Here is a 26,528-nt window from a genome sequence, read left to right as displayed (position 1 = left end):
CGAAAGAACCTTTTTTACAGTTTTCTTTTTCTGAATCGCGGGCTGACCTGATTGCGTTTTCTGTCTCTGAAAAGAATAAAGCCGGCTAAAATATAAAGGCCGAACAGAAAAAAGATAAACCCTGATAAGCCTTGAAGCCAGAGGGAAGGAAACGGATACAATAAATTGCCGAACAGCATATCCCTCATGAGCTTTATGCCGAGAGCGGAAACAGCCCCGGGGATCACTAAAATCAAAAGCGCAATGAGTCGACCCATTCAGAAAAACCCCTTTATCTTATCATTTCCTTTATTGTCCAGCGGAAAAAATATTTTGTCAAGTGAAGAAAACGTGGTAACATAGGGTTGTGCAAATTATTGCAACGGAAAAAATAGGTATGCAAATTTTTTCATACAAAGGGGTATCGGGATGCAGAAGGTGCTGATTATAGGTGCTGGCAAAGGGGGAACAGCGCTTTTACATATATTGATGAAAACAAATCTTATTCATGTAATTGCGGTTGTTGACCAAAACCCGGAGGCGGCTGGTTTAAAAGAAGCTGAGAAATACGGAATCGCCACTTCATCAGATTGGAAACCCTACATAAAAAGTGAACTTGATATCGTGATCAACACCACAGGCGATAAAGCTGTGCTGGAAGAGCTGCTCCGGGAAAAACATAAGCAGACCATTGTGATTCCGGGAAAGATGGCATATATGATGTTTCAGCTCATGGAAGAAAAGCAGCAGCTCATTCAGATGCTGAAGGATCAAACATATAAGCACGATCGGATTTTCAATTCCACCCATGACGGAATGATTTTTATTGATATCAACGAAGAAATCATTTTGTTTAACCATATGGCTGGAAAAATACTTGGAAAAAAACGTGAAGAAGTGATCGGAAGGCTTATCAAAGATGTAATTCCGAACACGAAACTGCACCGTATCTTAAAAACAAGAGAACCTGAATACAACCAAAAACAGCTTTTAGGCGATCACCTTCAAATTGTCACGACTAGACTGCCTATTATTGATGAAGGCGGCACGCTGCTCGGAGCGCTGTGTGTGTTTAAAGATATAACCGACGCAGTGGAGCTTGCGGAGGAAGTGACAAATTTAAAAGAAGTCCGCACGATGCTGGAGGCAATCTTTCAATCCTCGGACGAAGCCATTTCCGTCGTCGATGAAAATGGGACAGGTCTCTTAATTAATAAAGCCTACACAAAAATGACCGGTCTTTCTGAAAAGGAAGTGATCGGAAAACCCGCGAATACGGACATTTCCGAAGGGGAGAGCATGCATTTGAAGGTGCTTGAAACAAGAAGACCGGTGCGGGGCGTCAGAATGAAAGTCGGCCCCAACGAAAAGGATGTCATCGTCAATGTAGCGCCGGTTATTGTGGACGGAATTTTAAAAGGCAGTGTCGGTGTCATTCATGATGTGTCGGAAATCAAAATGCTGACGGCTGAACTCAACCGGGCAAGGCAAATTATCCGCACACTGGAAGCGAAATACTCGTTTGACGATATCATCGGAAAAAGTGAACAAATGCTGGTCGCACTCGAACAGGCCAAGCTTGGGGCGAAAACGCCGGCAACGATTTTGCTGCGGGGGGAATCAGGCACTGGAAAAGAGTTGTTTGCCCACGCCATTCATAATGACAGCGATCGGAAATACAACAAATTTATTCGGGTGAACTGTGCGGCGCTTTCAGAAACCCTGCTTGAATCTGAATTGTTCGGGTATGAAGACGGTGCTTTCTCGGGAGCGAAGCGAGGCGGGAAAAAAGGGCTGTTTGAAGAAGCGAATAACGGCAGTATTTTTCTGGATGAAATAGGAGAGCTGACGCAAAACACGCAGGCCAAATTGCTCCGCGTCTTGCAAGAAAAAGAAATCGTCAGAGTCGGCGGGACAAAGGCGATTCCCGTCAATGTCAGGATTATCGCGGCGACGAATGTAAATATTGAGAAAGCGATGGCTGACGGCAAATTTCGTGAAGACCTTTATTACCGAATCAATCGCTATCCCATCTCTATTCCGCCGCTTAGGCAAAGAATGGAGGACATAGAGGAATTAAGCGTACGCCTTATTTCAAAAATCAATCAAGATTACGGCCGCAATGTAAAGGGGCTGACTGCAAATGCCTTGCGCGCTCTTTCTTCCTATCATTGGCCGGGAAATGTGCGTGAGCTTGAAAATGTTCTCGGCAGAGCGATGATATTTTTGAATCCTCATATGGAATACATTGAAAAAGATCATTTGCGCGTGTTCGAAACGGAGAAAAAAGCAAGCGGAACCGATCAGGCAGCAGGCGTTCCATTCCCTGACATTGAGGGGGAAAAACTTTCCACAGCAGTCGAAAAGTTTGAAGCGCACGTGATTCAGCAAACCCTGGAAAAACATCGCTATAACCGGACGAAAACAGCAAAAGCTCTTGGCGTCAGTATTCGGAATTTATATTACAAAATGGACAAATACGGTCTTGCAAATGATGGCATGCAATAACATGCAGATACAACGCAATCAGCTGCACGATGTGCTTTTCAGCTTAGAAAGACACCGGCTTTTCAAAGATGGCACAAAACTTGCATGATATAAACCTGACACGGAGCAGGAAAGGTGGTAACTGATGAAGCTGAAAGATTTGATTGAAAAAGCATCGCTGCATAAAAACAAAACAATTGCAGTAGCTCATGCAGAGGATTCAGAAGTGATGCAAGCTGTGAAACTTGCGGCAGAGTACCTGTCATCCAGATTTTTACTTGTAGGTGACGGTGAAAAACTGAAAGATCTCATTACATCTCATAATATATCAAGTCACCATATTGATATTATCCATGCTGATACTCCCGAAGAATCAGCGAGAATCGCAGTGAAGTCTGTGAGCGGCCGGCACGCAGACGTGTTAATGAAAGGGAATTTGCCGACATCGGTACTTCTGAAAGCAGTGCTGAATAGACAGGACGGACTCAGGTCTTCGCATGTTCTTTCCCATGTGGCGGCTTTTGAAATTCCGGGCTTTGACAGACTGATTTATGTGACGGATTCAGCTATGAATATTGCGCCATCTTTGGAGGAGCTTCGGCAGATTCTGCTCAATGCCGTTCATGTCGCACGTGCGGTAGGGAACAATAATCCGAAAGCGGCCGCTCTTGCCGCTGTTGAAACCGTCAACCCGAAAATGGAGGCGACGCTTCATGCGGCCAGTTTGGCTCAAATGTGCAAACGCGGACAAATCAAAGGCTGTGTTGTAGATGGTCCGTTTGCTTTGGATAACGCTGTCTCTGAACTTGCGGCGGCTCATAAAAACATTACTGGAGATGTGGCGGGCCGCGCGGATATTCTCCTGGTTCCCTCGATTGAAGTGGGCAACATTTTATATAAGTCGCTGATTTATTTTGCAAAAGCAAAGGTCGGCGCCGCCATTATCGGTGCGAAGGCGCCAATTGCTTTAACCAGCAGAGCAGATTCTGCGGAAAATAAACTGTATTCCCTTGCGCTCGTGTTATGCGCATCACAGGAACACAAATTTTAGGAGGAAATGATATGGAACTTTTCAAATATATGGAGCAATACGATTATGAACAATTGGTGTTTTGCCAAGATGAGCAGTCCGGATTAAAAGCAATCATCGCTATCCATGATACAACACTGGGCCCTGCGCTTGGGGGAACAAGAATGTGGACGTATGAGAATGAAGAAGCGGCTATAGAAGATGCGCTCAGACTGGCCAGAGGCATGACATATAAAAATGCGGCAGCCGGCTTAAATCTCGGAGGCGGTAAAACAGTCATTATCGGGGACCCGCGCAAAGACAAAAATGAAGAAATGTTCCGTGCGTTCGGCCGCTATATACAAGGGCTGAACGGCAGATATATCACGGCTGAGGATGTCGGCACAACGGTTGAAGATATGGATATCATCCATGATGAAACAGACTTTGTCACAGGGATTTCCCCGGCATTCGGTTCATCAGGCAACCCGTCCCCGGTGACTGCTTACGGCGTGTATAAGGGGATGAAAGCCGCTGCAAAAGCAGCGTTCGGCACTGACTCGCTTGAAGGCAAAACAATCGCCGTTCAAGGGGTCGGAAATGTCGCGTATAATCTTTGCCGCCATCTTCATGAAGAAGGGGCAAATTTAATTGTGACGGATATTAATAAACAATCGGTAGAACGTGCTGTTGCTGATTTTGGCGCACGCGCTGTTGATCCCGACGATATCTATTCCCAAGACTGTGATATTTATGCACCGTGTGCCCTTGGAGCGACAATCAATGACAGCACGATTAAACAGCTGAAAGCAAAAGTCATTGCAGGCGCAGCGAATAATCAGCTGAAGGAAGCGCACCACGGTGACCAAATTCACGAAATGGGCATCGTTTACGCGCCGGATTACGTAATTAACGCTGGCGGCGTCATCAACGTAGCTGATGAGCTTTACGGATATAATGCGGACCGTGCGATGAAGAAGGTAGAAGGAATTTACGGAAACATCGAACGTGTTCTGGATATTTCAACACGTGACGGCATTCCTTCTTATTTGGCGGCAGACCGTTTGGCTGAAGAGAGAATTGCACGGATGCGCCGGTCCAGAAGCCAGTTTCTTCAAAACGGACATCATATATTAAGCAGACGCTAAGATATTCATCTGGAGGTTTTGAAGGTGCTAAATAATGAAAAACGCATTCTCATTTTAAATCCAGGCTCAACATCCACGAAAATCGGTGTTTTTCATAATGAACGATGTATTTTTGAAGTAACACTGAGGCACAACGCAGAAGAGCTTCAACGCTTTCACAGCATCATTGATCAATATGGATTTCGGAAGCGCCATATATTGGAGTCTCTTCACGAACAGGGCATCAATATCTCAAAGTTTGATGCCGTTTGTGCAAGGGGCGGCCTCCTTCGGCCGATAGAAGGCGGCACATATGAAGTGAATGATGTGATGATTGAAGATTTGAAAAGCGGATATGCTGGCCAGCATGCGTCAAATCTTGGCGGGATCATTGCCAGAGAAATTGCAGATGGGCTAAATATCCCATCCTACATTGTAGATCCCGTTGTGGTGGATGAAATGTCAGCACTCGCCAAAATTTCAGGTATGCCTGAAATCGAACGCAAAAGCATTTTTCATGCCTTGAACCAAAAAGCGGTCGCCCGGCAAGCGGCGGCATCTCTCGGAAAACGTTATGAAAACATGAAAATGATCGTTACGCATATGGGCGGCGGCATAACAGTCGGCGTCCATGACCGGGGGAAGGTGGCAGATGTCAATAACGGACTCCACGGAGAAGGCCCCTTCAGTCCTGAACGTGCCGGTACAGTGCCGGCGGGGGACCTTGTAGATCTTTGTTTCTCGGGGAAGTATACGAGAGAGGATATAATGAAGAAACTGGTAGGTACCGGCGGGCTTTTAGGATATCTTGATACAACTGATGCAGTCAGAGTTGAAAACATGATTCAGAGCGGCGACGAAAAAGCGCGCTTAATTTATGACGCGATGGCGTATCAGGTGGCAAAAGAGATCGGAGCCGCAAGCGCCGTGTTAAAAGGTGAAGTTGAAGTGATCGTACTGACGGGAGGCTTGGCTTACGGAAAAAGCTTTGTTTCCAGTATCAGGTCATACATAGATTGGATATCTGACGTATTGGTGTATCCGGGAGAAAACGAGCTCCAGTCATTGGCGCAAGGAGCGCTTAGGGTTTTGCTTGGTGAAGAACAATCGAAACGATATCCGAATGAATAAGTTTTAAAAAAAAGGAGTGTGTCACATGGCGACAGAGTATGATGTAGTCATTCTCGGAGGCGGAACAGGCGGTTATGTTGCCGCGATCAGAGCGGCGCAGCTTGGCTTGAAAACAGCCGTGGTGGAAAAGGAAAAACTCGGCGGAACATGCCTTCATAAAGGCTGCATACCGAGTAAAGCCCTGTTAAGAAGCGCAGAGGTCTACAAAACGTCCCGCGAAGCGGCTCAATTTGGGGTTGAAACATCGGATGTTTCTCTTAATTTTGAAAAGGTGCAGCACCGCAAGCAAGAGATTGTAGATAAGCTGGCAAACGGCGTCCAACATCTCATGAAAAAAGGGAAAATAGATGTATACGAAGGGTACGGGCGTATTTTGGGCCCTTCCATCTTCTCGCCGATGCCAGGAACGATTTCTGTGGAGCGGAACAACGGTGAAGACAATGATATGCTCATCCCGAAACATGTCATTATCGCAACGGGCTCAAAGCCGAGGATGCTTCCTGGGCTGGAAGCGGACGGAAAGTATATTCTGACCTCTGACGAAGCGCTTCAATTGAAAGAGCTTCCGGAATCTATCATTATTGTCGGCGGCGGCGTCATCGGCATCGAATGGGCATCAATGCTTCACGATTTTGGAGTGAAGGTGACTGTTATTGAATATGCTGATCGAATATTGCCGACAGAGGACAAAGATATTTCAAAAGAAATGCAAAACCTGCTTGCGAAAAAAGGCATTGAGATTGTAACAGGTTCGAAAGTGCTGACTGATTCCTTTACAAAAGCAGACGGAGTCAGTATCCAAGCGGAAAAAGACGGCGAAACCGTAACATACAGCGCTGAAAAAATGCTTATATCCGTCGGCAGACAGGCGAACGTCGAGGGAATCGGCCTTGAAAACACCGACATCCTGACAGAAAACGGGGTCATTTCCGTCAACGATACGTATCAAACAAAAGAATCACATATCTATGCGATCGGTGATGTAATCGGAGGGCTTCAGCTTGCCCATGTCGCATCCCGTGAAGGCATCATCGCCGCCGAGCATATCGCCGGTTTAGAGCCGCTTCCGCTTAATCCTGCATTTGTGCCAAAGTGCATCTATTCAAACCCGGAAGCTGCAAGTGTAGGACTGACAGCGGAAGAAGCAAAACAGAACGGTTATCAGACTAAAATAGGGAAGTTTCCGTTTATGGCGATAGGCAAGGCCCTGGTTCACGGAGAAACTGACGGGTTCGTCAAAATCGTCGCAGACGCTGATACCGATGATATTCTCGGGGTACATATGATCGGTCCGCATGTGACTGATATGATTTCTGAAGCTGGGCTCGCCAAGGTGCTTGACGCCTCTCCGTGGGAAATCGGCCATACGATTCACCCGCATCCATCGCTTTCGGAAGCGATCGGAGAAGCTGCTCTCGCTGCAGACGGCAAAGCCATTCATTTTTAAAGGAGGCAACTTGAATGAGTAAAAATCGGCACACAGCATTAGGACTTTCAGATAATGAAGCCATTGATATATATAGAACCATGCTGTTAGCAAGAAAGATTGACGAAAGAATGTGGCTGTTAAACCGCTCGGGGAAAATTCCGTTTGTCATTTCATGCCAGGGACAGGAAGCGGCTCAGGTCGGAGCGGCATTTGCGCTTGATAGAGACAACGATTATATTTTACCGTATTACAGAGATTTGGGAGTCGTCTTAACATTTGGTATGACGGCCACGGATTTAATGATGTCCGGATTTGCCAAAGAGGCTGATCCGAATTCCGCCGGGCGGCAAATGCCGGGTCACTTCGGACAGAAGAAAAATCGGATTGTAACCGGTTCTTCACCGGTTACAACGCAGGTCCCGCATGCGGTCGGTATCGCTCTTGCAGGACGCATGGAGAAAAAAGACATCACCGCTTTCGTCACATTTGGAGAAGGATCTTCCAACCAAGGCGATTTTCATGAAGGGGCCAACTTCGCAGCGGTCCATAAGCTGCCGGTGATCTTTATGTGTGAAAACAATAAATATGCCATTTCTGTTCCGTATAATAAACAGGTTGCATGCGAGAAGATTTCAGATCGCGCCATCGGATACGGCATGCCGGGAGTCACGGTAGACGGCAATGATCCGCTGACTGTGTATCAAGCTGTAAAAGAAGCAAGAGAGCGGGCTCGCAGAGGGGAAGGACCGACGCTGATCGAAACCGTCTCTGACCGCCTCACACCCCATTCCAGCGACGACGATGACATGAGCTACAGAACCAAGGAAGAAGTCACAGAAGCACGAAAAAATGATCCGCTTCTCAATTACCAAGCCTATTTACAAGAAACTGGGCTGCTCACAGAAGAAACGGAGACAAAAATGCTTGAAGAAATCATGACGATCGTTAATCAAGCGACAGACGAAGCGGAGAAAGCGCCTTACGCAGCTCCAGAGTCCACGCTCGATAACGTTTATGCGGAGTAAGGGGGAATTAAAATGCCTGTAATGTCTTATATAGATGCCGTCAATTTGGCAATGAAAGAAGAAATGGAAAGAGATTCAAAGGTCTTCGTGCTCGGTGAAGACGTAGGAAAAAAAGGCGGCGTGTTCAAAGCTACGGCCGGCCTGTACGACCAATTTGGCAGTGAGCGTGTGATGGATACGCCGCTTGCTGAGTCAGCCATCGCCGGCGTAGGGATCGGAGCTGCCATGTATGGCATGCGCCCGATCGCAGAAATGCAGTTTGCCGATTTTATCATGCCGGCGGTCAACCAAATTATTTCTGAGGCGGCTAAAATCCGTTATCGCACAAACAACGATTGGAATTGTCCCATCGTCATCAGAGCCCCTTACGGAGGCGGTGTGCATGGCGCGCTTTATCACTCTCAGTCGGTAGAAGCCGTTTTTGCGAATCAGCCTGGGCTTAAAATCGTTATGCCTTCCACTCCGTATGATGTGAAGGGCCTTTTAAAAGCTGCCATTCGTGATGAAGATCCCGTGCTGTTTTTCGAACATAAGCGGGCGTACCGTCTTATAAAGGGAGAGGTTCCTGCGGAGGATTATACATTGCCGATTGGCAAGGCCGATGTAAAACGCGAAGGTGACGATATCACGGTTATCACCTACGGTTTGTGCGTGCATTTTGCTTTACAGGCTGCAGAGCGTCTCGAGAAGGATGGCATATCCGCACATGTCGTGGACTTGCGAACTGTTTACCCATTGGATAAAGAAGCGATTATTGAAGCCGCGTCAAAAACGGGGAAGGTCCTTTTGGTTACGGAAGATAACAAAGAGGGCAGCATCATGAGCGAAGTGGCAGCGATTATTTCTGAGAACTGCCTGTTTGACTTGGATGCGCCGATCAAACGGCTTGCGGGCGCAGACGTACCGGCCATGCCGTATGCCCCGACAATGGAAAAATACTTTATGATGAACCCGGATAAAGTAGAAGCGGCAATGCGCGAATTGGCGGAGTTTTAAACAGACGTAAGGAGGTCATGATCATGGCAATACAACAAATGACAATGCCGCAGCTCGGTGAAAGCGTGACGGAGGGAACAATCAGCAAATGGCTTGTTTCTTCCGGAGATAAAGTGAATAAATACGATCCGATTGCGGAAGTCATGACAGATAAAGTAAATGCAGAGGTCCCATCCTCTTTTACCGGCACAATCACAGAGCTGGTGGGAGAAGAAGGGCAGACGCTGCAAATCGGTGAAGTGATCTGCAAGATAGAAACAGAAGAAACGCTAAATGCAGAAGAAACACCTGAAAAGCAGGAAGCCTCAGCGCCTAAAGAAACCGAAGCGGCTGACAGCCCTGCGGCTAATAACCAATCAAGTAAAAAACGTTACTCACCTGCCGTTCTTCGCCTTGCCGGAGAGCACGGCATCAATTTGGAACAAATCACTGGAACAGGCGCGGGCGGCAGAATCACGAGAAAAGATATTCAGAGTATCGTGGACTCCGGCGTGCAGCAGCAAACAAACATGCCAGAGCCTCAAACAGCTGAAGCGGCACCGCAGCAGGCGGAAAAAAAGCAGCCGTCGCAGCCGGCGTCTGCAGCAGGAGATATAGAAATCCCGGTTACAGGTGTCAGAAAAGCGATTGCTTCTAATATGCAAAGAAGCAAAACGGAAATTCCGCATGCTTGGACAATGATGGAAGTGGATGTCACAAGTATGGTGTCATACCGAAACAGCATCAAGGACGCATTTAAGCAAAAAGAAGGCTTCAATCTGACCTTTTTCGCCTTTTTCGTAAAAGCGGTCGCTCAAGCGTTAAAAGAATTCCCGCAGATGAACAGCATGTGGGCGGGTGACAAGATCATTCAGAAAAAAGATATCAATATCTCAATAGCAGTCGCTACAGAGGATTCGTTATTTGTCCCTGTCATTAAACATGCCGACGAGAAGACAATCAAAGGAATTGCGAGAGAGATATCTGACCTTGCAAAAAAAGTGAAAGCCGGCAAACTCACAGCAGACGACATGCAGGGAGGAACATTTACAGTCAATAATACGGGGTCATTCGGTTCTGTCCAATCCATGGGCATTATCAACCACCCGCAGGCTGCGATTCTTCAAGTAGAATCCATCGTCAAACGCCCGGTAGTCATGGAGCATGGCATGATTGCGGTCAGAGATATGGTCAATCTGTGTCTGTCTCTGGACCATAGAGTGCTTGATGGACTCGTTTGCGGCCGATTCCTCGGACGAGTGAAGCAAATACTAGAAACCATTGACGAAAAGACATCGGTTTATTAAGAAAGTGTGGTCTCCTTTTGCCAAGGCAAAAGGAGATTTTTTAATGGATAAAAAAATGCACTCAGCCAGTGAGTGCATTTCGTCTTTAGTGGCAGCTGAAAGAAGAGACTTCATCAAGGTCTATTCCAAAGTATTGCCATCTATATTGGCGCGGTCTCCAGCGGTAGCCAGCGATGGAACGGCGGCCGACAAACACCGGATAAAACCAAAATCTTCTGCCGTTTTCTAAGCGGATGTAAGTGAAACGGTATAAGCAGCCTCTGATTCCGCCGGGGTCTATTGCATACGTTGATTGCTGCGGAACATAACTGGGAGGAGGCCCAGATGGCGGCTGTCCGAACTGACCTTGCTGACCCTGCCCCTGTCCGTCAAATCCGGGAGGTGCTGGTAAAGTCGGCTGCCGATACGGATCGTACCCATAAGAATCATACGCATAAGGATCATAGTAATAATAAGGAAACATGAAAAAACTCCTTTCATGATACGTTCTGCTTTATATTATGAAAGGAGCAGGGAATTGGGAACTTGCCTATATCGATCCAAACAAAAAACCCAAGCCCGCAAAGCTCAGGTGAAATATGCTTACGCTTCAGTTTCTTCTTGCGGAATCAGCATTTCAATATGTTGATTGAGCACTTCAATGACGCCGGGTGTATGTGTATACACCTCACCATCTGTATCAACCTTCATCTCACTTTCGGTTTCAATCTTTACCTTCGATGCCTGAATGTAAGACAGCTCTCCGGCAAAATTCTCAAAAGTGCCCTGTTCCATATTCATCAGCTCGCGTAAAGCGGTAAGGTTTGTGCTGCGGCAAATGAGGATATCGGCTAAACCGTCAGTGATGCTGGCGTCTGGAAGCGGAATGCGGTTTGTGCCGATATATTGTCCGTTCATCACCAGCAGCATAACAGCTTCATCCTCCCGCTCTTCTCCGTCAATGTTCAGTTTTACAGGGAAGGGCTGTGCTGATGACACCGTCCGCAATGCGCTTGTAAAATAGCTGATCTTCCCAAAAAGCGCTTTTTCTGTTTCATTTATATTATTTGATGTTTCTGTAATAAGACCGATTCCCCAAAAATTCAAAAAGAAGCGGTCATTCATTTTACACACATCAACGCTGATTTTTTTCCCTGACACAAGCGCTTCTGCTGCCTTTTGAAGGTTTTGGGGGATGCCGAGTTCTCTCGAAAAATCATTGCACGTGCCTCCGGGCAAAATCCCTACTGCAGGTTTTTTATCGAGCGCCGCAATTCCGTTTATACATTCATGGACAGTGCCGTCTCCGCCGAGAACAAATAATATGTCGATCGTATCATCTAACGTTTTGCAAAATTGGTAGGCATCATCTTTTCGCCTCGTCGGCTTGATGATTAATTCATCTATAGATTGAGATAAAATAGGGACGACGGAGCCAAGCGTTTTTTCTATATTTTTTTTGCCGGCATTCCCGTTATAGATTAATAAAGCTTTTTGATAACTCATACAAATGCTCCTTCCTTATCATATTTTTCCCGTTTTTATCTAAGGATAAACTAATGATACCAGGCTTCCGCTTAAAAAAGTATTCGAAATAAGCAATGTTATTTGCCGATATGGTGATTTCCTTGCTATCATAAGAACAGTTGATGAAAAAGGAGAGGTCTTCATTGAATATGGATTTTAATTTGTTTATGAACGATGTAGTGCGTCAGGCCAGACAGGAAATCACTGCGGCCGGATATACAGAACTGAAAACGGCTGAAGAAGTAGACGAAGCGCTTGCCAAAAAAGGAACGACGCTTGTGATGGTAAACTCCGTATGCGGATGTGCCGGCGGAATCGCAAGACCGGCCGCTTATCATTCCGTCCATTATGATAAGAGACCTGACCAACTTGTCACTGTTTTTGCCGGACAAGATAAAGAGGCTACAGCAAAAGCAAGAGAATATTTTGAAGGCTATCCGCCATCTTCACCTTCTTTTGCGATTTTAAAAGACGGCAAAATTCAAAAAATGGTAGAACGTCATGAAATTGAAGGCCATGAACCAATGGCTGTTGTCAACAAACTTCAAGAAGCCTTTGAAGAATATTGCGAGGAAGTATAAGAAAAGAAACCCGTCAGCGCTGTCAGCTGCGGGTTTTTTTGTGCATAATTTTGGCATCTATAATGAATAAATATTAATACTTGATCAGTCTTCGGCGCTTTGTTTATCAGTAGAAACGAATAGATAAACTATGATAGAAAAGGCATATAAGATAATTTTTAAAAATAGTATTGCATAAAAATAAGAAAGTGTTTAAAATACATATTAACGAATAAATATTCAAATGTGAAAGAAGTAATGATATGGGGGAAACAATCATGAAAAAATGGCTCTTATTGCTTGTTGCTGCTTGTATTACATTTGCACTGTCAGCTTGCGGATCAAGCAGTTCTGGTTCAGCAGACGGCAAAAAAAAAATAATTATGGGTACATCGGCGGATTATAAACCGTTTGAATATAAAGATGGTGATAATATCGTCGGCTTTGATGTTGATTTGGCAAAGGCGCTTGCTAAGAAAGCAGGCTACGAAATTGAAGTGCAGGATATGGATTTTAATAGTTTAATAACAGCGCTTAAATCAAAGCAGATTGATATGGTGCTTTCAGGAATGACACCGACACCTGAACGAAAAAAACAAGTCGACTTTTCTGATATTTATTACACGGCGCATCACATGATCGTCAGCAAAAAAGACAGCGGCATCGACTCGCTTAGCGACCTGAAAGGGAAAACAGTCGGAGTTCAGCTGGGCTCAATTCAGGAAGAGAAGGGTAAAGAGCTTTCTCCGGATTATGATTTTAAAACAGAAGACCGCAACAGAATCTCTGATTTGGTCCAAGAGATCAAATCCGGCCGTTTTGACGCAGCCATTATTGAAGACATGGTGGCAGAGGGCTACTTTAATTCAAACGAAGACTTACAAGGCTTTACGATTCCGGATGCAAAAGCAGAGGAAGCCGGTTCAGCCATTGCGTTCAGAAAAGACAGCGACCTCACTGACAAGTTCAACAAAGCGCTTAAAGAAATGAAAGATAATGGCGAGCTCGATAAATTGAAGAAAAAGTGGTTCAGCAACGAGAAATAAAAAGGCGGCTCAACTTTTCGTTGAGCCTTTTTAGCGAATAGGAACTTAAAGGAGACAAAAACTATGAATTTGGATTTCTCGGCAACAATCCCCCAAATTCCTTTTATATTAGAAGGTTTAGGAATTACTCTCAAAATTGTAGTGGTTTCAGCGGTCATCGGACTTATTTTAGGAATTGTGCTAAGCTTATGTAAAATCAGCACGTTTCGTCCGCTGATTTGGATCGCTGATTTTTATACTTCCGTATTTCGCGGGACGCCGCTCGTCCTGCAGCTGATGATTGTGTATTTTGGACTTCCTCAGCTTCTCGGATTTCAAATTGACCAATTTTGGGCGGCAGTTGCAGCATTGTCTCTGAACTCCGCGGCATATGTATCGGAAATCATCAGAGCGGGCATCAACGCGATAGATAAAGGGCAAAAGGAAGCGGCAGTCGCCCTCGGGGTGCCTTACAGCAAAATGATGAAGGACTTGCTTTTGCCTCAGGCGTTCAAAAACATTTCTCCCGCGATCGTCAATGAATTAATTACGCTGACAAAAGAATCAGCGATTGTCACGGTGATCGGTCTCGGCGATATCATGAGACGGGCGTATCAGGCAGGAGCGGCCACTTACAATTATCTTGAGCCGCTGATCATCGCAGGATTGATTTATTATGTGCTTGTCCTTATTTTAACATTTGTTGGTAAGGCTATAGAAAGGAAGCTGAAAGCCAATGATTAAGATTGAAAAGCTGTCAAAATCATTCGGGAAAAACGAAGTGCTAAAGAATATTTCAACAACAATAGGCGAAGGTGAAGTCGTCGCGGTCATCGGGCCTTCAGGCTCAGGCAAATCAACTTTCCTCCGCTGTTTAAATCTTTTGGAAAAACCAAATGGCGGCACAATTATGATCAAAGACAACGAAATCACCAAACCGAAAACAAATACACTGAAGGTGCGGGAAAATATCGGGATGGTTTTTCAGCATTTTCATCTGTTTCCTCATAAAACAGTGCTCGAAAATATTATGTATGCACCTGTGAATGTGAAAAAAGAGTCCAAACAGGCGGCTCAGGAGAAAGCCGAAGAACTTCTGCGTAAAGTCGGCTTGTTTGATAAAAGAAACGACTATCCGAACCGCTTGTCAGGCGGGCAAAAACAGCGTGTCGCCATCGCACGTGCCTTGGCGATGAACCCGGACATCATGCTGTTTGACGAGCCGACCTCAGCGCTTGATCCTGAGATGGTGAAAGAGGTGCTGCAAGTGATGAAAGAGCTGGTCGAAACAGGAATGACAATGGTCATCGTCACACATGAAATGGGCTTTGCGAAGGAAGTCGCAGACCGCGTGTTATTTATGGATGAAGGAATGATTGTGGAGGACGGAAATCCGAAAGAATTTTTTCTTTCCCCAAAATCCAGAAGAGCGCAGGACTTTTTGGAGAAAATATTATAAAATAAAGTGAAAAAGAAGAAGGTGTGATCTTCTTCTTTTTTGATTTCAAAGTAACAAAAGAATGGAGTTCGCAATGTTTAAAATTGGTTATCGCACCCTAAAGACAGCACTTGGAACTGCTTTGGCCATCTATTTGGCTCAGCTTTTACATTTGGAAAACTTCGCATCAGCAGGAATCATCACCATTTTGTGCATACAAATCACGCAAAAACGGTCACTGCAGGCGTCTTGGGCCCGTTTTGCGGCCTGCTGTTTGGCTATTCTCTTTTCATATCTCTTTTTCGAGCTGATCGGCTATCATCCGTTTGTCATCGGAGCGCTTCTGCTGCTCTTTATTCCGACGACTGTTGTGCTGAAAATCAATGAAGGCATCGTCACAAGTTCAGTTATCATTCTGCATTTATACATGTCAGGTGGCATAACGTTTGGTTTTGTCTGGAATGAAGTTCAATTAATTACGATCGGTATCGGTGTGGCTCTTTTAATGAACCTGTATATGCCGAGTCTTGAAAGGAAGCTTTTGGCCTACCAAAAGAAAATTGAGGACAACTTTGCCGTTATTTTTGCTGAAATAGAACGTTACTTGTTAACCGGTGAGCAAGACTGGACGGGAAAAGAAATACCTGAAACCCACCAGCTGATACATGAGGCGAAAAACCTCGCATACCGTGATGTGCAAAATCATATCTTACGCCATGAAAATCTTTATTATCATTACTTTAAAATGCGGGAAAAGCAATTTGAAATTATAGAACGCCTGCTGCCGAAAATCACTTCTATATCCATAACGGTAGAGCAGGGGAAAATCATCGCTGCGTTTATTCAGGATTTACGAGAAGCCATCCATCCCGGAAATACGGCTCATAAGTTTTTAAAGAGACTTTGTGAAATGAGAAAAGAATTCGAGGAAATGCCGCTTCCGATTTCAAGAGAAGAATTTGAAGCAAGAGCCGCATTATTTCATTTGCTTGGCGAAATGGAACAATATTTGGTCATTAAAAGCTACTTTAAAGGAATAAAACCTCAAAATTCACTCGGATAATTCGCATGAGCTCCTCCTTCATTGGTCAACCTAATGAAAAAGGAGGAGCTTATGCGCTTTTTTTTATGTTCGATCCTGCTTATGCTGTCCCCGCTTTGGCCGCTGGGTGAAAATCCGCTTCCTGGAGATCCTTATGTCATTATTAATAAAGCGTCAAATCAGCTTGCTTATATTGTGGATAATCAAGTTGAAGGCATCTATCAAGTAGCAACCGGGAAAACAGATGAACTCACGCCTGAAGGAGAATTCTCCATTACGGTGAAGGCGGCAAATCCTTATTACCGAAAGAAAAATATTGAAGGCGGAGCTCCTGAAAATCCGCTTGGCGCAAGGTGGATCGGTTTTGACGCGGAAGGAACTGACGGAAGAATATATGGGATACATGGAACGAACCGTGACGAATTGATCGGTGAATTTGTTTCAAACGGCTGTATAAGAATGCATAATCAAGAGGTCATTCATTTATTCGATAGCATTCCTTTAGGTACGAAAGTGTTGATTACGAAGGACAGCCGTTCTTTTGAGGATATAGCTATAGAGCACAAAGCCCTGACAAAAAAGCAGGATGTTCCCGTTCAATAAGGCCGCCTGCTTTTTTAATCACTATAAAAACATCATGACTCCTGAGAGCACTGTAGACAGGATAAAAACTCCCAAAATCACGATTAAAACACTTTTCATTAGTTTTTGGGACATAATTTCACTCCTTAGTTATGCTGTCTATTATTTTAACGTGTTTTGAACTGGCGGACAAGCCATATCATCACCTGCCTGAAGTATATTGAAAGTGGGGATTTTTGTGAAAAAGCTTGATCATATCGCGATTGCCGTATGTTCCATAGAAAAGGAAAGAGCGTTTTATGAGCGTGTGTTGGGACTCACCTTAATCGGTCAAGAGGTGATAGAAGACCAGCAGGTGAAAACGGCATTTTTTCATGCTGGAGAAACAAAGCTGGAGTTGATCGAACCGTTAACTCCGGACAGCCCCGTCGGTTCATTTTTGGAGAAAAAAGGTCAGGGACTGCACCACCTGGCCTTTTTGTGCGGCGATTTATCTGAAAAGCTTACGGCATTGGCGAATCAGCGGATTGAATTAATAGACCGCGAGCCAAGAAAAGGGGCGGGCGGCAAACAGATCGCGTTTATCTCTCCGAAGGAAACAAATGGTGTGCTCATCGAACTGTGTGAGTATGGCAAGAAAGGGGATTCGGACTATGGACATGAATGACCATATCAACGATTTGCACAAAAGGCGGCTGCTTGCGGCAGAGGGCGGTGGAATGGAAAAGCAGAATCAGCAGCGAAAGAAAGGAAAGCTGACAGCGAGAGAGCGAATTTCATGTTTGCTTGATAAGGATAGCTTTATAGAGCTGAATCCCTTTATGGAAAGCCGCTACCCTGCCCATAAGCGCGTTTTTCCCGGAGACGGCGTGGTCACCGGTTATGGAACGATTGAAGGCCGCCCTGTTTATTTATTTGCACATGACTTCACTGTTTTCGGCGGGGCGCTTGGAGAAACGCATGCCAAAAAGATTACCGCTGTGATGGATCTGGCAGCGAAAAACAAAGCGCCGTTTATCGGATTGAACGACTCAGGTGGTGCGAGAATTCAAGAGGGTGTGGTATCATTAGATGGATACGGTCACATATTTTACCGCAACGTGCTTTATTCCGGAGTGATCCCGCAAATCTCAGTTATTTTAGGTCCGTGCGCTGGGGGCGCCGTCTATTCTCCGGCTCTCACTGATTTTGTTTTTATGGCCGAAAACACGGGCCAGATGTTTATCACAGGGCCGAAAGTGATTGAAAAAGTAACCGGGGAACACATTGACGCGGAGAGCTTGGGCGGAGCAGGTATACATAACGTGGTAAGCGGAAATGCACACTTTTCAGGAAAAACGGAAGAAGAGGTGCTGGCAGAGGTTAGAAAGCTGCTTTCCTATTTTCCGCACAGCCGCCAATCATCGCCCCCCGCTCAAAAAGAAACGGCCAGACCGTTATTAAATAAACTTGTGCCCGCTGACGGCTCAAAGCCGTATGACATTCGGCATGTGATTGAGGAACTGGCCGATCGGGACACATTTTTTGAGGTGCAGCCGTATTTTGCGAAAAACATTGTCATTGGATTTGCAAGGCTTGGCCAAAAGGCGATCGGAATCGTCGCCAGCCAGCCAAAACATTTGGCGGGCAGCCTGACCATTGATGCTGCTGATAAAGCGTCACGGTTCATTCGCTTTTGCGACGCTTTTCACATCCCGCTTTTAACGGTGGAAGATGTCCCCGGGTTTCTCCCCGGAATACAGCAGGAGCATGGCGGAATAATCAGACACGGCGCGAAATTGCTGTTTGCTTATGCGGAAGCAACTGTTCCGAAAGTGACACTCATTGTCAGAAAAGCTTATGGCGGCGCCTATGTCGCAATGAACAGCAAGGCGATCGGAGCAGACCTTGTTTTCGCCTGGCCGAGCGCTGAAATTGCGGTCATGGGGTCAGAAGGCGCGGCATCCATACTGTACGAAAAGGAAATTAAAGCCTCGGCTGATCCGGAAAAAGCAAAGCGTAAAAAAACAGCAGAATACAAAAAACAAAATGCCGGCCCTTACAAAGCAGCGGCCTATGGAATGGTGGACGACATCATTCTGCCGGAAGAATCAAGGAAAAGGCTGATTCAAGCTTTTGACATGCTGACACATAAGACAGAAGAGAGACCGAAAAAAAAGCACGGTAATATACCGCTTTAAAATGGAGGGACTTACAAATGGTGAATGAAAAACGCCTGCTCGAAGAATTTTTAGAACTTGTCCAAATTGACTCAGAAACAAAACATGAGGCTGAAATCTGCAAAGTATTAAAACAAAAATTTTCTGATTTAGGTGTAACCGTGACAGAGGACGATACAACGGCTGTCACCGGACATGGAGCAGGAAACCTGATTTGTACATTAAAAGGAACCAAGCAAGCGGATACCATTTATTTTACTTCGCACATGGATACCGTCGTTCCGGGAAACGGCGTTAAACCGACTGTGGAAAACGGTTATGTCAAAACAGATGGCACAACGATTTTAGGCGCTGACGATAAAGCCGGACTTGCCGCGATGCTTGAAGCGATCAAAGTGCTGAAGGAAGAAAATATTGAGCACGGCACAATTGAATTTATCATTACAGTCGGAGAAGAGTCAGGTTTGATAGGAGCAAAAGCGCTCGATCGTTCGCTCATTACCGCGAAATACGGGTTTGCGCTTGATTCAGACGGAAAAGTGGGGAATATCATTGTAGCCGCACCGACTCAGGCGAAGGTGAAAGCCTCTATTTACGGAAAAACAGCGCACGCCGGTGTTGAACCGGAAAAAGGCATCTCTGCCATTACGATCGCCTCTAAGGCAATCTCCAAAATGCCGTTAGGCCGGATTGATAAAGAGACGACAGCCAATATCGGACGATTTGAGGGCGGCACGCAAACCAATATTGTCTGCGACCAAGTTGATATCTTAGCTGAAGCGCGTTCTTTAGTTCCTGAAAAAATGGAGGCGCAAGTTCAAAAAATGAAAGCGGCTTTTGAAGAGGCTGCGGCTGATATGGGCGGACGCGCGGAAGTAACGATTGAAGTCATGTATCCGGGCTTTAAATATCAAGACGGAGACCAGGTTGTTGAAGTCGCGAAAAAAGCGGCGGCGAAAATCGGCCGTCCGAGCGAGCTGCAAACGAGCGGAGGCGGAAGCGACGCTAACGTTATCGCAGGCCACGGCATCCCGACCGTCAACCTTGCAGTAGGCTACGAAGAGATTCATACGAAAAATGAAAAAATGCCTGTCGAAGAACTTGTCAAAACAGCAGAAATCGTTGTTGCGATTATTGAAGAGGCGGCAAAATAAAAAGTTAACCCGAATGCAGGACATAATTTGCATTCGGGTTTTTTCATAAGCATTTCACCGCCACCGTCTAAGGGGCCAAAATAAGACGTCTTGTTTTTCAGCGTAATGAAGCAAAGGTTCTGAGTGCGGCAATTGTATACCGTGAGCTTCGGCTGTCGTATTGATGGTAAAGTGAGCCTCTGCCCTTTTCAGCATCCATGGATGGTGGTGAATGTCTTCAAAATAAAGCTTGTTGTTATGAGAGGTATATAGTCTGTATCGTTCTGTGAGCCAGTAATCAAGCGATTTCTTTTCGGCTGTAAAAGGGGCAGATATCGGCCGATAACTGGCGCTGAACTCAGCCTTCGCGCTTCTGGCATCTTTTCTTTTACTGGTATATTGAATGATATCACCGCTTTTTTCAGCATTCATATCAGCATAGAAATAAGGAAGATGAAAAAAGGTGCGGGCGCCTTGAACCGCCAGCCTGTGATCGGCGTCTAAGCTGAAAAAATAAATGCCGGGTTTGCCTTTATAGGTTACATAGGTACGGAAGTTAAGTTCAGGAAAGGAATGAGCTCCGGGAATCGGAGGAAGAAAACGAGCCCGAAGATCCGTTAACATAAAGGGCAGCACGCTGATCCAAGCCGTCCCGTTATAGGTATCTAATTCCAAAACAGAGGGGACTTTGTCACGAAGGATTGAAGGATCGACCGGCCAATGGGCAAATAAGACATCATTCCATGTTTGTCTCATTATCCATACACCCTTAGGTACAGAAATATTTTTTTGATTAAAACGGTCAGTCATCATTTTTTGCTCCTTTTTTATTGCATGTGTGTAAAGCTATTCCCGATTACTCTGTTTTTAAACGAAATATCACCACACGGCACGGTGCATCGCCATTTATCTGCTAGCGTCCGTTATGAATCCAAAAGAATAACCCCGGCTTTTAGCCGGGGTTATTTACTATTTAATTTGCAGGCTCGGTTTGAGCTGCGATCTCTTTGTTTTTATTTTTGTGATAGGTCTGCTGCAAAATGACGTTTTGCACGGTTAGGAACAGCCCGCTTGTAAACCAGTAAAGAGGCAGAGCGGCCGGAACATTAAGCGAGAAAATCGTCATCATCACAGGGAAGAAAAACACCATGATCTTCGCAGATTGCTGTGCTGCAGGGTTTTGCGGCGCTGCTGAATATTTAGTGTTCAGTTTTTGCGACACATATGCCTGAATAAAGTACATGGCTCCGGCGCAAAGGGAAACAAGAATATCGGATTGGCCTAAGCTGAACCATAAGAAAGAGTGTGACGCAATTTCAGGCGTCGAACGAATGGCATAATAAAATCCGATCAGAATCGGAAACTGCACAAGCATGGGAAGACAGCCCATTGCAAGCGGATTGAGATTGTTTTCCTGATACAGCTTCATCATTTCCATTTGCAGTTCTTTCTGCTTTTCCGGGTCTTTGTTTTTTTTAATTTTGGCTTGAATGCTGTCAACCTGCGGCTTGATTACCGCCATCTTTTCCTGGAACACACGCTGCTTTTTAAATTGATGAACAAACAAAGGCAGCACGATCACCCGGACAATAATAGTTACAAGCATAATAGAAAGCCCGTATTCTCCGTTAAACAGCCCGGCAACCCCTTTCAGCAATGCTGAAAACGGCTCGATTAAATAGTCGTGGAAAAATCCTATATTACCAAGGCCGCCCGTCTGCGGGGTTGCGGCAAAAGCCGCATTTCCTGTGGATAGTACGATAAAAAAGAATCCGAAAGCAATCAATTTTTTATAAGTTTTGAACAATATGTTCTCCTCCTTTTTATAAATGCTGTTTATAAAAGAAGGGAACCGAATTCTTCATCATCATTCGCCGGAGAATTCATGCGAATGACTTTACGTATCCATGTCGTAATGCGATGATATATAATAATAAGAAAGTCTGTTCGGTTAATTTGAACGACCGTCTGGTATTCATCTATGCGTTTCGTCTTCCATTGCTCGCCAATTCGGCACTCCCGCAACAAAAAAGCGATGCCGATTGCGGTCAAAGCCGGAAGAATAATTGTGAAGAAATCGACTAAGAATAAAAAGTCATTCATCGATTCAACTACCATCAAATCACATCCATTCAATACCTATAGTTTACTATATGTACAAGCGATTGTCTATTGAACGAAAAAGGAGAAATCTTTATGTCAGGCAAGGGCAGAATCATTTTTCATATTGATATGAATAGTTTTTATGCATCTGTCGAAATGGCGTACGATCCTTCTTTAAAAGGAAAGCCGATCGCAGTTGCTGGGAATGTTAAGGAGAGAAAGGGAATTGTGGTCACATGCAGCTATGAAGCAAGAGCGCGCGGCGTGAAAACCACGATGCCCGTGTGGGAAGCGAAGCGCAATTGCCCCGAGCTGATCATTCTGCCTCCGAATTTTGACCGTTACAGAAGCTCGTCAAGAGAAATGTTCCAGATTCTGCGCCAGTATACTGAGCTTGTTGAGCCTGTTTCGATTGATGAAGGATATATGGATATTACCGATACGCCATACAGCTCCACGGCATATGACACAGCAAAGGAGATTCAGAACCGGCTGCAAAAGGAGCTCCTGCTTCCGTCAAGCATCGGCATTGCCCCGAATAAATTCCTCGCTAAGATGGCGTCTAATATGAAAAAGCCGCTTGGCATTACCATTTTAAGGAAAAGGGAGGTGCCGGACATTCTTTGGCCGCTGCCAGTCGGGGAAATGCACGGTGTTGGAAAGAAGACGGCGGAAAAAATAAAGAGCCTTGGCATATATACGATCGGAGATCTGGCCGCTGCCGATGAGCATGCATTAAAACGTCTGCTCGGCATAAATGGACCGCGGCTGAAAAATAAAGCAAACGGGATTCACCATGCCGAGGTTGACCCGGAGCGTATTTATGAATTTAAAAGTGTGGGCAACTCCTCGACACTTTCGCATGACAGCACGGACGAAGAAGAACTGCTTGGTGTTTTCAGAAAGCTCGCGGCTTCTGTCAGCGACCGTCTTCAGCGAAAAGAAGTCATGGCTTCAAAGCTTTTTATCATGATCCGCTATAGTAATTGGAAAACAATCACCAGAAGCCTGATGCTGAAAAATCCAATTGATCAGAAGAACGAAATTATGCAAGAGGCGGAAAATCTCTTTTTTAAACACTGGAGCAGAGAGCCTGTCAGACTTCTCGGCATTACGGGAACTGATCTGGTTGAAAAAGAACAAGCTTATAAACAGCTTGACTTGTTTTCATTTACAGAAGATGCAAAAGATGAACCGATTCAACAAATGATGGAAAAGCTCAATCAGAAGTTCGGTTCCAATATGATCAAAAAGGGCGCCAAAGTCAAAAAGAAAGAAAGTAAAACAAAGGGAACGAGCTTTAATAAAGACTTTTTTCAAGACGAAAAGAAAAGCTGAATAACTTGAAAAAAGGGGGTGAAGTATGGTAATTTCAATATTATAAATATCATTTTATTTTAATTTAAATTTTAAAATGATTAAACGTTTGTAGAAGGGACGTTAGAATATGTCAAAACAACAAATCGGAGTTATCGGTCTTGCCGTAATGGGTAAAAATCTTGCTCTAAATATCGAAAGCCGCGGTTTCTCTGTTTCGGTTTACAACAGATCCAGCAGCAAAACAGAAGAATTTCTGCAAGAAGCTCAAGGCAAGAACGTTGTCGGTACATACAGCATTGAAGAGTTTGTCCAATCTTTAGAAGCGCCTCGCAAAATCTTGCTTATGGTTAAAGCAGGTGCAGCAACAGATGCGACAATTCAATCGCTTCTTCCTCACTTAGAGAAAGACGACATTTTGATTGACGGCGGAAATACATATTATAAAGATACACAGCGCCGCAATAAGGAGCTCGCAGAAAGCGGAATCCACTTTATCGGCACCGGCGTATCAGGCGGAGAAGAAGGAGCGCTTAAAGGGCCTTCTATTATGCCTGGCGGACAAAAAGAAGCTCATGAGCTTGTAAAGCCGATCCTTGAAGCGATTGCAGCAAAAGTAGACGGTGAAGCTTGTACAACGTATATCGGTCCTGACGGTGCCGGTCACTATGTCAAAATGGTCCACAACGGAATTGAATACGGAGACATGCAGCTGATCTCAGAATCCTACTTCATTTTGAAACAGGTGCTCGGACTTTCCGCTGAAGAACTTCACGAAGTATTTGCCGAGTGGAACAAAGGCGAGCTTGACAGCTATTTGATTGAGATCACAGCTGACATCTTCACGAAAAAAGATGAGGAAACAGGCAAACCGCTTGTTGATGTGATTCTTGATAAAGCAGGTCAAAAGGGAACAGGGAAATGGACAAGCCAAAGCGCGCTTGATTTAGGCGTTCCGCTGCCGATTATCACTGAATCTGTTTTTGCCCGCTTTATTTCAGCAATGAAGGATGAGCGTGTGAAAGCCAGCGGTCTTCTTGCAGGCCCTGAAGCTAAACCTGTTACTGAAAACAAAGCTGAATTGATCGAAGCGGTCAGAAAAGCATTGTTCATGAGTAAAATTTGTTCTTACGCACAAGGTTTTGCTCAAATGAAAGCTGCTTCTGACGAATACAACTGGGATTTGAAATATGGCGAAATCGCTATGATTTTCCGCGGCGGCTGTATCATCCGCGCTGCGTTCCTTCAGCAGATTAAAGAAGCTTACGACCGTGAGCCGGAGCTTGATAACCTGCTGCTAGACAACTATTTCAAAAACATCGTGGAAAGCTACCAAGGAGCGCTTCGCCAAGTGATTTCACTTGCTGTCAGCCAAGGCGTGCCGGTTCCTTCTTTCTCCAGCGCACTTGCTTACTATGACAGCTACCGCACAGCTGTACTGCCTGCAAATTTAATTCAGGCGCAGCGTGACTACTTTGGTGCTCATACTTACGAGCGCACTGATAAAGAAGGCGTATTCCATACTGAATGGATGAAGTAATTAAAATGAACCCCGCAGACCTATACGCTGCGGGGTTTTTTATAATCGAAAAACGATAATAAGTATGCAAAGATAAGGCCAGAGCTATAGCTCTGGCCTTTGATCTGTTAAATATTCCACCATTGAAAGCCGTCTTTTGATAAAAGATCGTCTGATTCTTTCGGACCCATTGAGCCTGCTTCATAGTTAGGGGAAAGGGTTTTGTTTGAAGCCCATGTTTCTGAAATTGAATCGACGAAACTCCAGGAAAGCGCCACTTCATCCCAATGCGCAAAGTTTGTCGCATCACCGAGCAGACAGTCGTGGATGAGCTTTTCGTAAGCTTCCGGCGTGTTCATTTCATCACTGCAATTGCTGCAGTAATCAAGTTTGATCGGCTGAGCATGCGCGGCTCCGCCCAATTTTTTAGCATTTAAATATAGGGTAATCCCTTCATCCGGCTGAATGTGAATGACAAGTAAATTAGGGTTTATTTGTTTTTCATTACCGTAGTATAGATTCATTGGGATTTCCTTGAATTCAACCACGATTTTTGTGGATTTTTCTTTCATTCGTTTCCCTGTGCGGATATAGAATGGAACACCCGCCCATCTGAAGTTATCAATCAAGAGCTTCCCTGAAACAAATGTTTCTGTATTTGAATCTGGTGCGACGTTTTGCTCTTCCGGATAAGCCGGTACAGGGCTGCCATCTATCATGCCTGCCTGATATTGTCCGCGTACAAAGTATTGATCCACTTCTTCTTTGGCGATCGGCCGAAGCGCTCTGAGAACCTTTACCTTTTCACTGCGGATTTCTTCAGTGTTAAGCTTGATTGGCGGCTCCATGGCAAGCAGGGCAACCATTTGTAAAATGTGGTTTTGCACCATGTCGCGAAGGGCGCCGGATGTTTCATAATATCTGGCACGGTCTTCTACGCCCAGATCCTCACTTGATGTGATTTGAATATTTGAGATGTAGCGGTTTGTCCACAGCGGTTCGAAAATCGCATTGGCAAATCGGATAACTTCAATATTCTGCACCATCTGTTTGCCTAAATAGTGGTCAATTCGGTAAATCTGGTCTTCCGTGAACGCTTCACGGATTTCTTTGTTTAGTTCTTTCGCGCTCGGCAGGTCATGGCCAAACGGTTTTTCAATCACAAGGCGCGACCAGCCTGTTGTAGCCGTCACTCCTTCTGATTTTAGGGATTTCGCGATCGTGCCGAAAAATTCAGGAGCCATCGCTAAGTAGAACATTCTGTTGTTCGGAATTTCGTATGTAAGTTCTAACTGATCGAGGAGCACTTTCAGCTCCTGATACGAACTCGGATTTGTCACGTCAAACGGATGATAATAAAAGTGAGACGTGAAATCATCTGTATGTTTATCGCCGCCTGCTGAAATGGACTTTTTAACGGTTTGCCGAAGATCCTCATTCGACCAAGGTCTTCTTCCGACACCAACAACCGCAAATTCTTCCCCTATCTGGCCATTTTTATATAAACGGTGAATGGACGGGTAAAGTTTCCGTTTGGCTAAATCTCCTGTTGCGCCGAATATAACAATAACTGCTTTTGGATGTTTTTGATCTGTTTTCACTAAAAGTACCTCACTTTATTCGAAGCTTTATTTTAGTACCCCGTATATTTTCTTCATTTTAAATCTAAAATTCA

Annotated in this window: 27 protein-coding genes; 19 read left to right on the top strand and 8 right to left on the bottom strand. The window is 45.0% G+C overall.

Annotation, left to right across the window (positions count from 1 at the left end):
* Nucleotides 1-14 precede the first annotated feature (14 nt).
* Nucleotides 15-257, bottom strand: a complete 243-nt coding sequence (locus AAHT65_RS19460) for a DUF2627 domain-containing protein (RefSeq protein WP_010789163.1) — start codon at nucleotides 255-257, stop codon at nucleotides 15-17.
* Nucleotides 258-408: 151 nt separating this feature from the next.
* On the opposite strand from AAHT65_RS19460, the gene AAHT65_RS19455 reads away from it, so the two are divergent.
* From AAHT65_RS19455 to AAHT65_RS19420, 8 genes are all read left to right on the top strand, one after another.
* Complete coding sequence (locus AAHT65_RS19455; protein ID WP_088117548.1) at nucleotides 409-2,487, top strand: sigma 54-interacting transcriptional regulator; 2,079 nt, start codon at nucleotides 409-411, stop codon at nucleotides 2,485-2,487.
* A 124-nt stretch (nucleotides 2,488-2,611) separates the two neighbouring features.
* Nucleotides 2,612-3,517: a phosphate butyryltransferase gene (gene yqiS, locus AAHT65_RS19450; RefSeq protein ID WP_343310690.1), complete on the top strand. Its 906-nt coding sequence runs from the start codon at nucleotides 2,612-2,614 to the stop codon at nucleotides 3,515-3,517.
* 11 nt (nucleotides 3,518-3,528) lie between these two features.
* The gene (gene bcd / locus AAHT65_RS19445; protein ID WP_094232400.1) at nucleotides 3,529-4,623 is read left to right on the top strand and encodes a branched-chain amino acid dehydrogenase; all 1,095 of its coding nucleotides are present in this window, start codon (nucleotides 3,529-3,531) and stop codon (nucleotides 4,621-4,623) included.
* Between the two features lie 18 nt (nucleotides 4,624-4,641).
* Nucleotides 4,642-5,733, top strand: a complete 1,092-nt coding sequence (gene buk / locus AAHT65_RS19440) for a butyrate kinase (RefSeq protein ID WP_081250972.1) — start codon at nucleotides 4,642-4,644, stop codon at nucleotides 5,731-5,733.
* Between the two features lie 25 nt (nucleotides 5,734-5,758).
* A complete protein-coding gene (gene lpdA, locus AAHT65_RS19435; RefSeq protein WP_094232399.1) occupies nucleotides 5,759-7,180 on the top strand; it encodes a dihydrolipoyl dehydrogenase in 1,422 nt (473 codons plus the stop codon).
* Between the two features lie 14 nt (nucleotides 7,181-7,194).
* Nucleotides 7,195-8,187, top strand: coding sequence for a thiamine pyrophosphate-dependent dehydrogenase E1 component subunit alpha (locus AAHT65_RS19430; RefSeq protein ID WP_010789157.1), 993 nt, complete (start codon nucleotides 7,195-7,197; stop codon nucleotides 8,185-8,187).
* A gap of 12 nt (nucleotides 8,188-8,199) precedes the next feature.
* Nucleotides 8,200-9,183 (top strand): 3-methyl-2-oxobutanoate dehydrogenase subunit beta, encoded by a 984-nt coding sequence (bfmBAB, locus tag AAHT65_RS19425; RefSeq protein ID WP_003325505.1) that lies wholly within the window; start codon nucleotides 8,200-8,202, stop codon nucleotides 9,181-9,183.
* A gap of 23 nt (nucleotides 9,184-9,206) precedes the next feature.
* On the top strand, nucleotides 9,207-10,469 hold the full coding sequence (locus AAHT65_RS19420) for a dihydrolipoamide acetyltransferase family protein (RefSeq protein ID WP_343310688.1): 1,263 nt from the start codon (nucleotides 9,207-9,209) through the stop codon (nucleotides 10,467-10,469).
* Between the two features lie 85 nt (nucleotides 10,470-10,554).
* On the opposite strand, the gene AAHT65_RS19415 is transcribed toward AAHT65_RS19420, so the two are convergent.
* Nucleotides 10,555-10,932, bottom strand: a complete 378-nt coding sequence (locus AAHT65_RS19415) for a transporter (RefSeq protein WP_088117543.1) — start codon at nucleotides 10,930-10,932, stop codon at nucleotides 10,555-10,557.
* Nucleotides 10,933-11,051: 119 nt separating this feature from the next.
* Nucleotides 11,052-11,954: a YegS/Rv2252/BmrU family lipid kinase gene (locus AAHT65_RS19410; RefSeq protein WP_268391784.1), complete on the bottom strand. Its 903-nt coding sequence runs from the start codon at nucleotides 11,952-11,954 to the stop codon at nucleotides 11,052-11,054.
* 164 nt (nucleotides 11,955-12,118) lie between these two features.
* Here AAHT65_RS19410 and brxB point away from each other — a divergent pair, with 164 nt between their 5' ends.
* The 6 genes from brxB (at nucleotide 12,119) to AAHT65_RS19380 (ending at nucleotide 16,643) form a co-directional block, all read left to right on the top strand.
* On the top strand, nucleotides 12,119-12,556 hold the full coding sequence (gene brxB, locus AAHT65_RS19405; protein WP_003325509.1) for a bacilliredoxin BrxB: 438 nt from the start codon (nucleotides 12,119-12,121) through the stop codon (nucleotides 12,554-12,556).
* A gap of 257 nt (nucleotides 12,557-12,813) precedes the next feature.
* Nucleotides 12,814-13,581 carry a transporter substrate-binding domain-containing protein gene (locus tag AAHT65_RS19400; RefSeq protein ID WP_003325510.1) on the top strand — a complete coding sequence of 256 codons (768 nt, stop codon included), beginning with the start codon at nucleotides 12,814-12,816 and terminating at the stop codon, nucleotides 13,579-13,581.
* A gap of 63 nt (nucleotides 13,582-13,644) precedes the next feature.
* A complete protein-coding gene (gene artQ, locus AAHT65_RS19395; protein WP_003325511.1) occupies nucleotides 13,645-14,304 on the top strand; it encodes an arginine ABC transporter permease ArtQ in 660 nt (219 codons plus the stop codon).
* Nucleotides 14,297-15,019: an arginine ABC transporter ATP-binding protein ArtR gene (artR, locus tag AAHT65_RS19390; protein ID WP_061670033.1), complete on the top strand. Its 723-nt coding sequence runs from the start codon at nucleotides 14,297-14,299 to the stop codon at nucleotides 15,017-15,019. Before artQ ends, artR begins: the two co-directional genes overlap by 8 nt.
* Before the next feature lie 73 nt (nucleotides 15,020-15,092).
* Nucleotides 15,093-16,061, top strand: coding sequence for an aromatic acid exporter family protein (locus AAHT65_RS19385; protein ID WP_343310687.1), 969 nt, complete (start codon nucleotides 15,093-15,095; stop codon nucleotides 16,059-16,061).
* Between the two features lie 51 nt (nucleotides 16,062-16,112).
* Nucleotides 16,113-16,643 (top strand): L,D-transpeptidase, encoded by a 531-nt coding sequence (locus AAHT65_RS19380; RefSeq protein WP_106360563.1) that lies wholly within the window; start codon nucleotides 16,113-16,115, stop codon nucleotides 16,641-16,643.
* A gap of 21 nt (nucleotides 16,644-16,664) precedes the next feature.
* Here the strand turns inward: AAHT65_RS19380 and prli42 are convergent, their stop codons facing one another.
* Complete coding sequence (gene prli42 / locus AAHT65_RS19375; protein ID WP_149917137.1) at nucleotides 16,665-16,757, bottom strand: stressosome-associated protein Prli42; 93 nt, start codon at nucleotides 16,755-16,757, stop codon at nucleotides 16,665-16,667.
* 103 nt (nucleotides 16,758-16,860) lie between these two features.
* On the opposite strand from prli42, the gene mce reads away from it, so the two are divergent.
* The 3 genes from mce to AAHT65_RS19360 are packed head-to-tail and all read left to right on the top strand — an operon-like array spanning nucleotide 16,861 to nucleotide 19,935.
* Nucleotides 16,861-17,289, top strand: coding sequence for a methylmalonyl-CoA epimerase (mce, locus tag AAHT65_RS19370; protein WP_088117539.1), 429 nt, complete (start codon nucleotides 16,861-16,863; stop codon nucleotides 17,287-17,289).
* Nucleotides 17,276-18,802, top strand: a complete 1,527-nt coding sequence (locus AAHT65_RS19365; protein ID WP_390840600.1) for an acyl-CoA carboxylase subunit beta — start codon at nucleotides 17,276-17,278, stop codon at nucleotides 18,800-18,802. The genes mce and AAHT65_RS19365 overlap by 14 nt, the downstream gene beginning before the upstream one ends.
* 17 nt (nucleotides 18,803-18,819) lie before the next feature.
* Entirely contained in the window at nucleotides 18,820-19,935 is a 1,116-nt protein-coding gene (locus AAHT65_RS19360; RefSeq protein WP_061572882.1) for a M20/M25/M40 family metallo-hydrolase, read from the top strand.
* Between the two features lie 54 nt (nucleotides 19,936-19,989).
* Here AAHT65_RS19360 and AAHT65_RS19355 read toward each other — a convergent pair whose 3' ends face one another.
* The 3 genes from AAHT65_RS19355 to AAHT65_RS19345 all read right to left on the bottom strand — a co-directional run bounded on the left by AAHT65_RS19355 (nucleotide 19,990) and on the right by AAHT65_RS19345 (nucleotide 22,032).
* Entirely contained in the window at nucleotides 19,990-20,724 is a 735-nt protein-coding gene (locus AAHT65_RS19355; RefSeq protein WP_088117538.1) for a YqjF family protein, read from the bottom strand.
* A gap of 163 nt (nucleotides 20,725-20,887) precedes the next feature.
* The gene (locus AAHT65_RS19350; RefSeq protein WP_063638508.1) at nucleotides 20,888-21,721 is read right to left on the bottom strand and encodes a membrane protein insertase YidC; all 834 of its coding nucleotides are present in this window, start codon (nucleotides 21,719-21,721) and stop codon (nucleotides 20,888-20,890) included.
* 29 nt (nucleotides 21,722-21,750) lie between these two features.
* On the bottom strand, nucleotides 21,751-22,032 hold the full coding sequence (locus tag AAHT65_RS19345; RefSeq protein ID WP_003325522.1) for a hypothetical protein: 282 nt from the start codon (nucleotides 22,030-22,032) through the stop codon (nucleotides 21,751-21,753).
* A 78-nt stretch (nucleotides 22,033-22,110) separates the two neighbouring features.
* Between AAHT65_RS19345 and AAHT65_RS19340 the strand changes: the two genes are divergently transcribed.
* Together AAHT65_RS19340 and gndA are read left to right on the top strand one after the other, a co-directional pair.
* Nucleotides 22,111-23,355 carry a DNA polymerase IV gene (locus tag AAHT65_RS19340; RefSeq protein ID WP_088117537.1) on the top strand — a complete coding sequence of 415 codons (1,245 nt, stop codon included), beginning with the start codon at nucleotides 22,111-22,113 and terminating at the stop codon, nucleotides 23,353-23,355.
* A gap of 109 nt (nucleotides 23,356-23,464) precedes the next feature.
* Nucleotides 23,465-24,874, top strand: coding sequence for an NADP-dependent phosphogluconate dehydrogenase (gene gndA / locus AAHT65_RS19335; protein WP_003325524.1), 1,410 nt, complete (start codon nucleotides 23,465-23,467; stop codon nucleotides 24,872-24,874).
* 107 nt (nucleotides 24,875-24,981) lie between these two features.
* Here gndA and zwf read toward each other — a convergent pair whose 3' ends face one another.
* Nucleotides 24,982-26,454 carry a glucose-6-phosphate dehydrogenase gene (zwf, locus tag AAHT65_RS19330; protein WP_003325525.1) on the bottom strand — a complete coding sequence of 491 codons (1,473 nt, stop codon included), beginning with the start codon at nucleotides 26,452-26,454 and terminating at the stop codon, nucleotides 24,982-24,984.
* Nucleotides 26,455-26,528 lie beyond the last annotated feature (74 nt).

This window comes from Bacillus atrophaeus (assembly GCF_039519175.1).
Taxonomy (GTDB): Bacteria; Bacillota; Bacilli; order Bacillales; family Bacillaceae; genus Bacillus; species Bacillus atrophaeus.
Note: the sequence above shows the minus strand (reverse complement) of the source record. Positions and strands in the feature narration are given on the sequence as shown.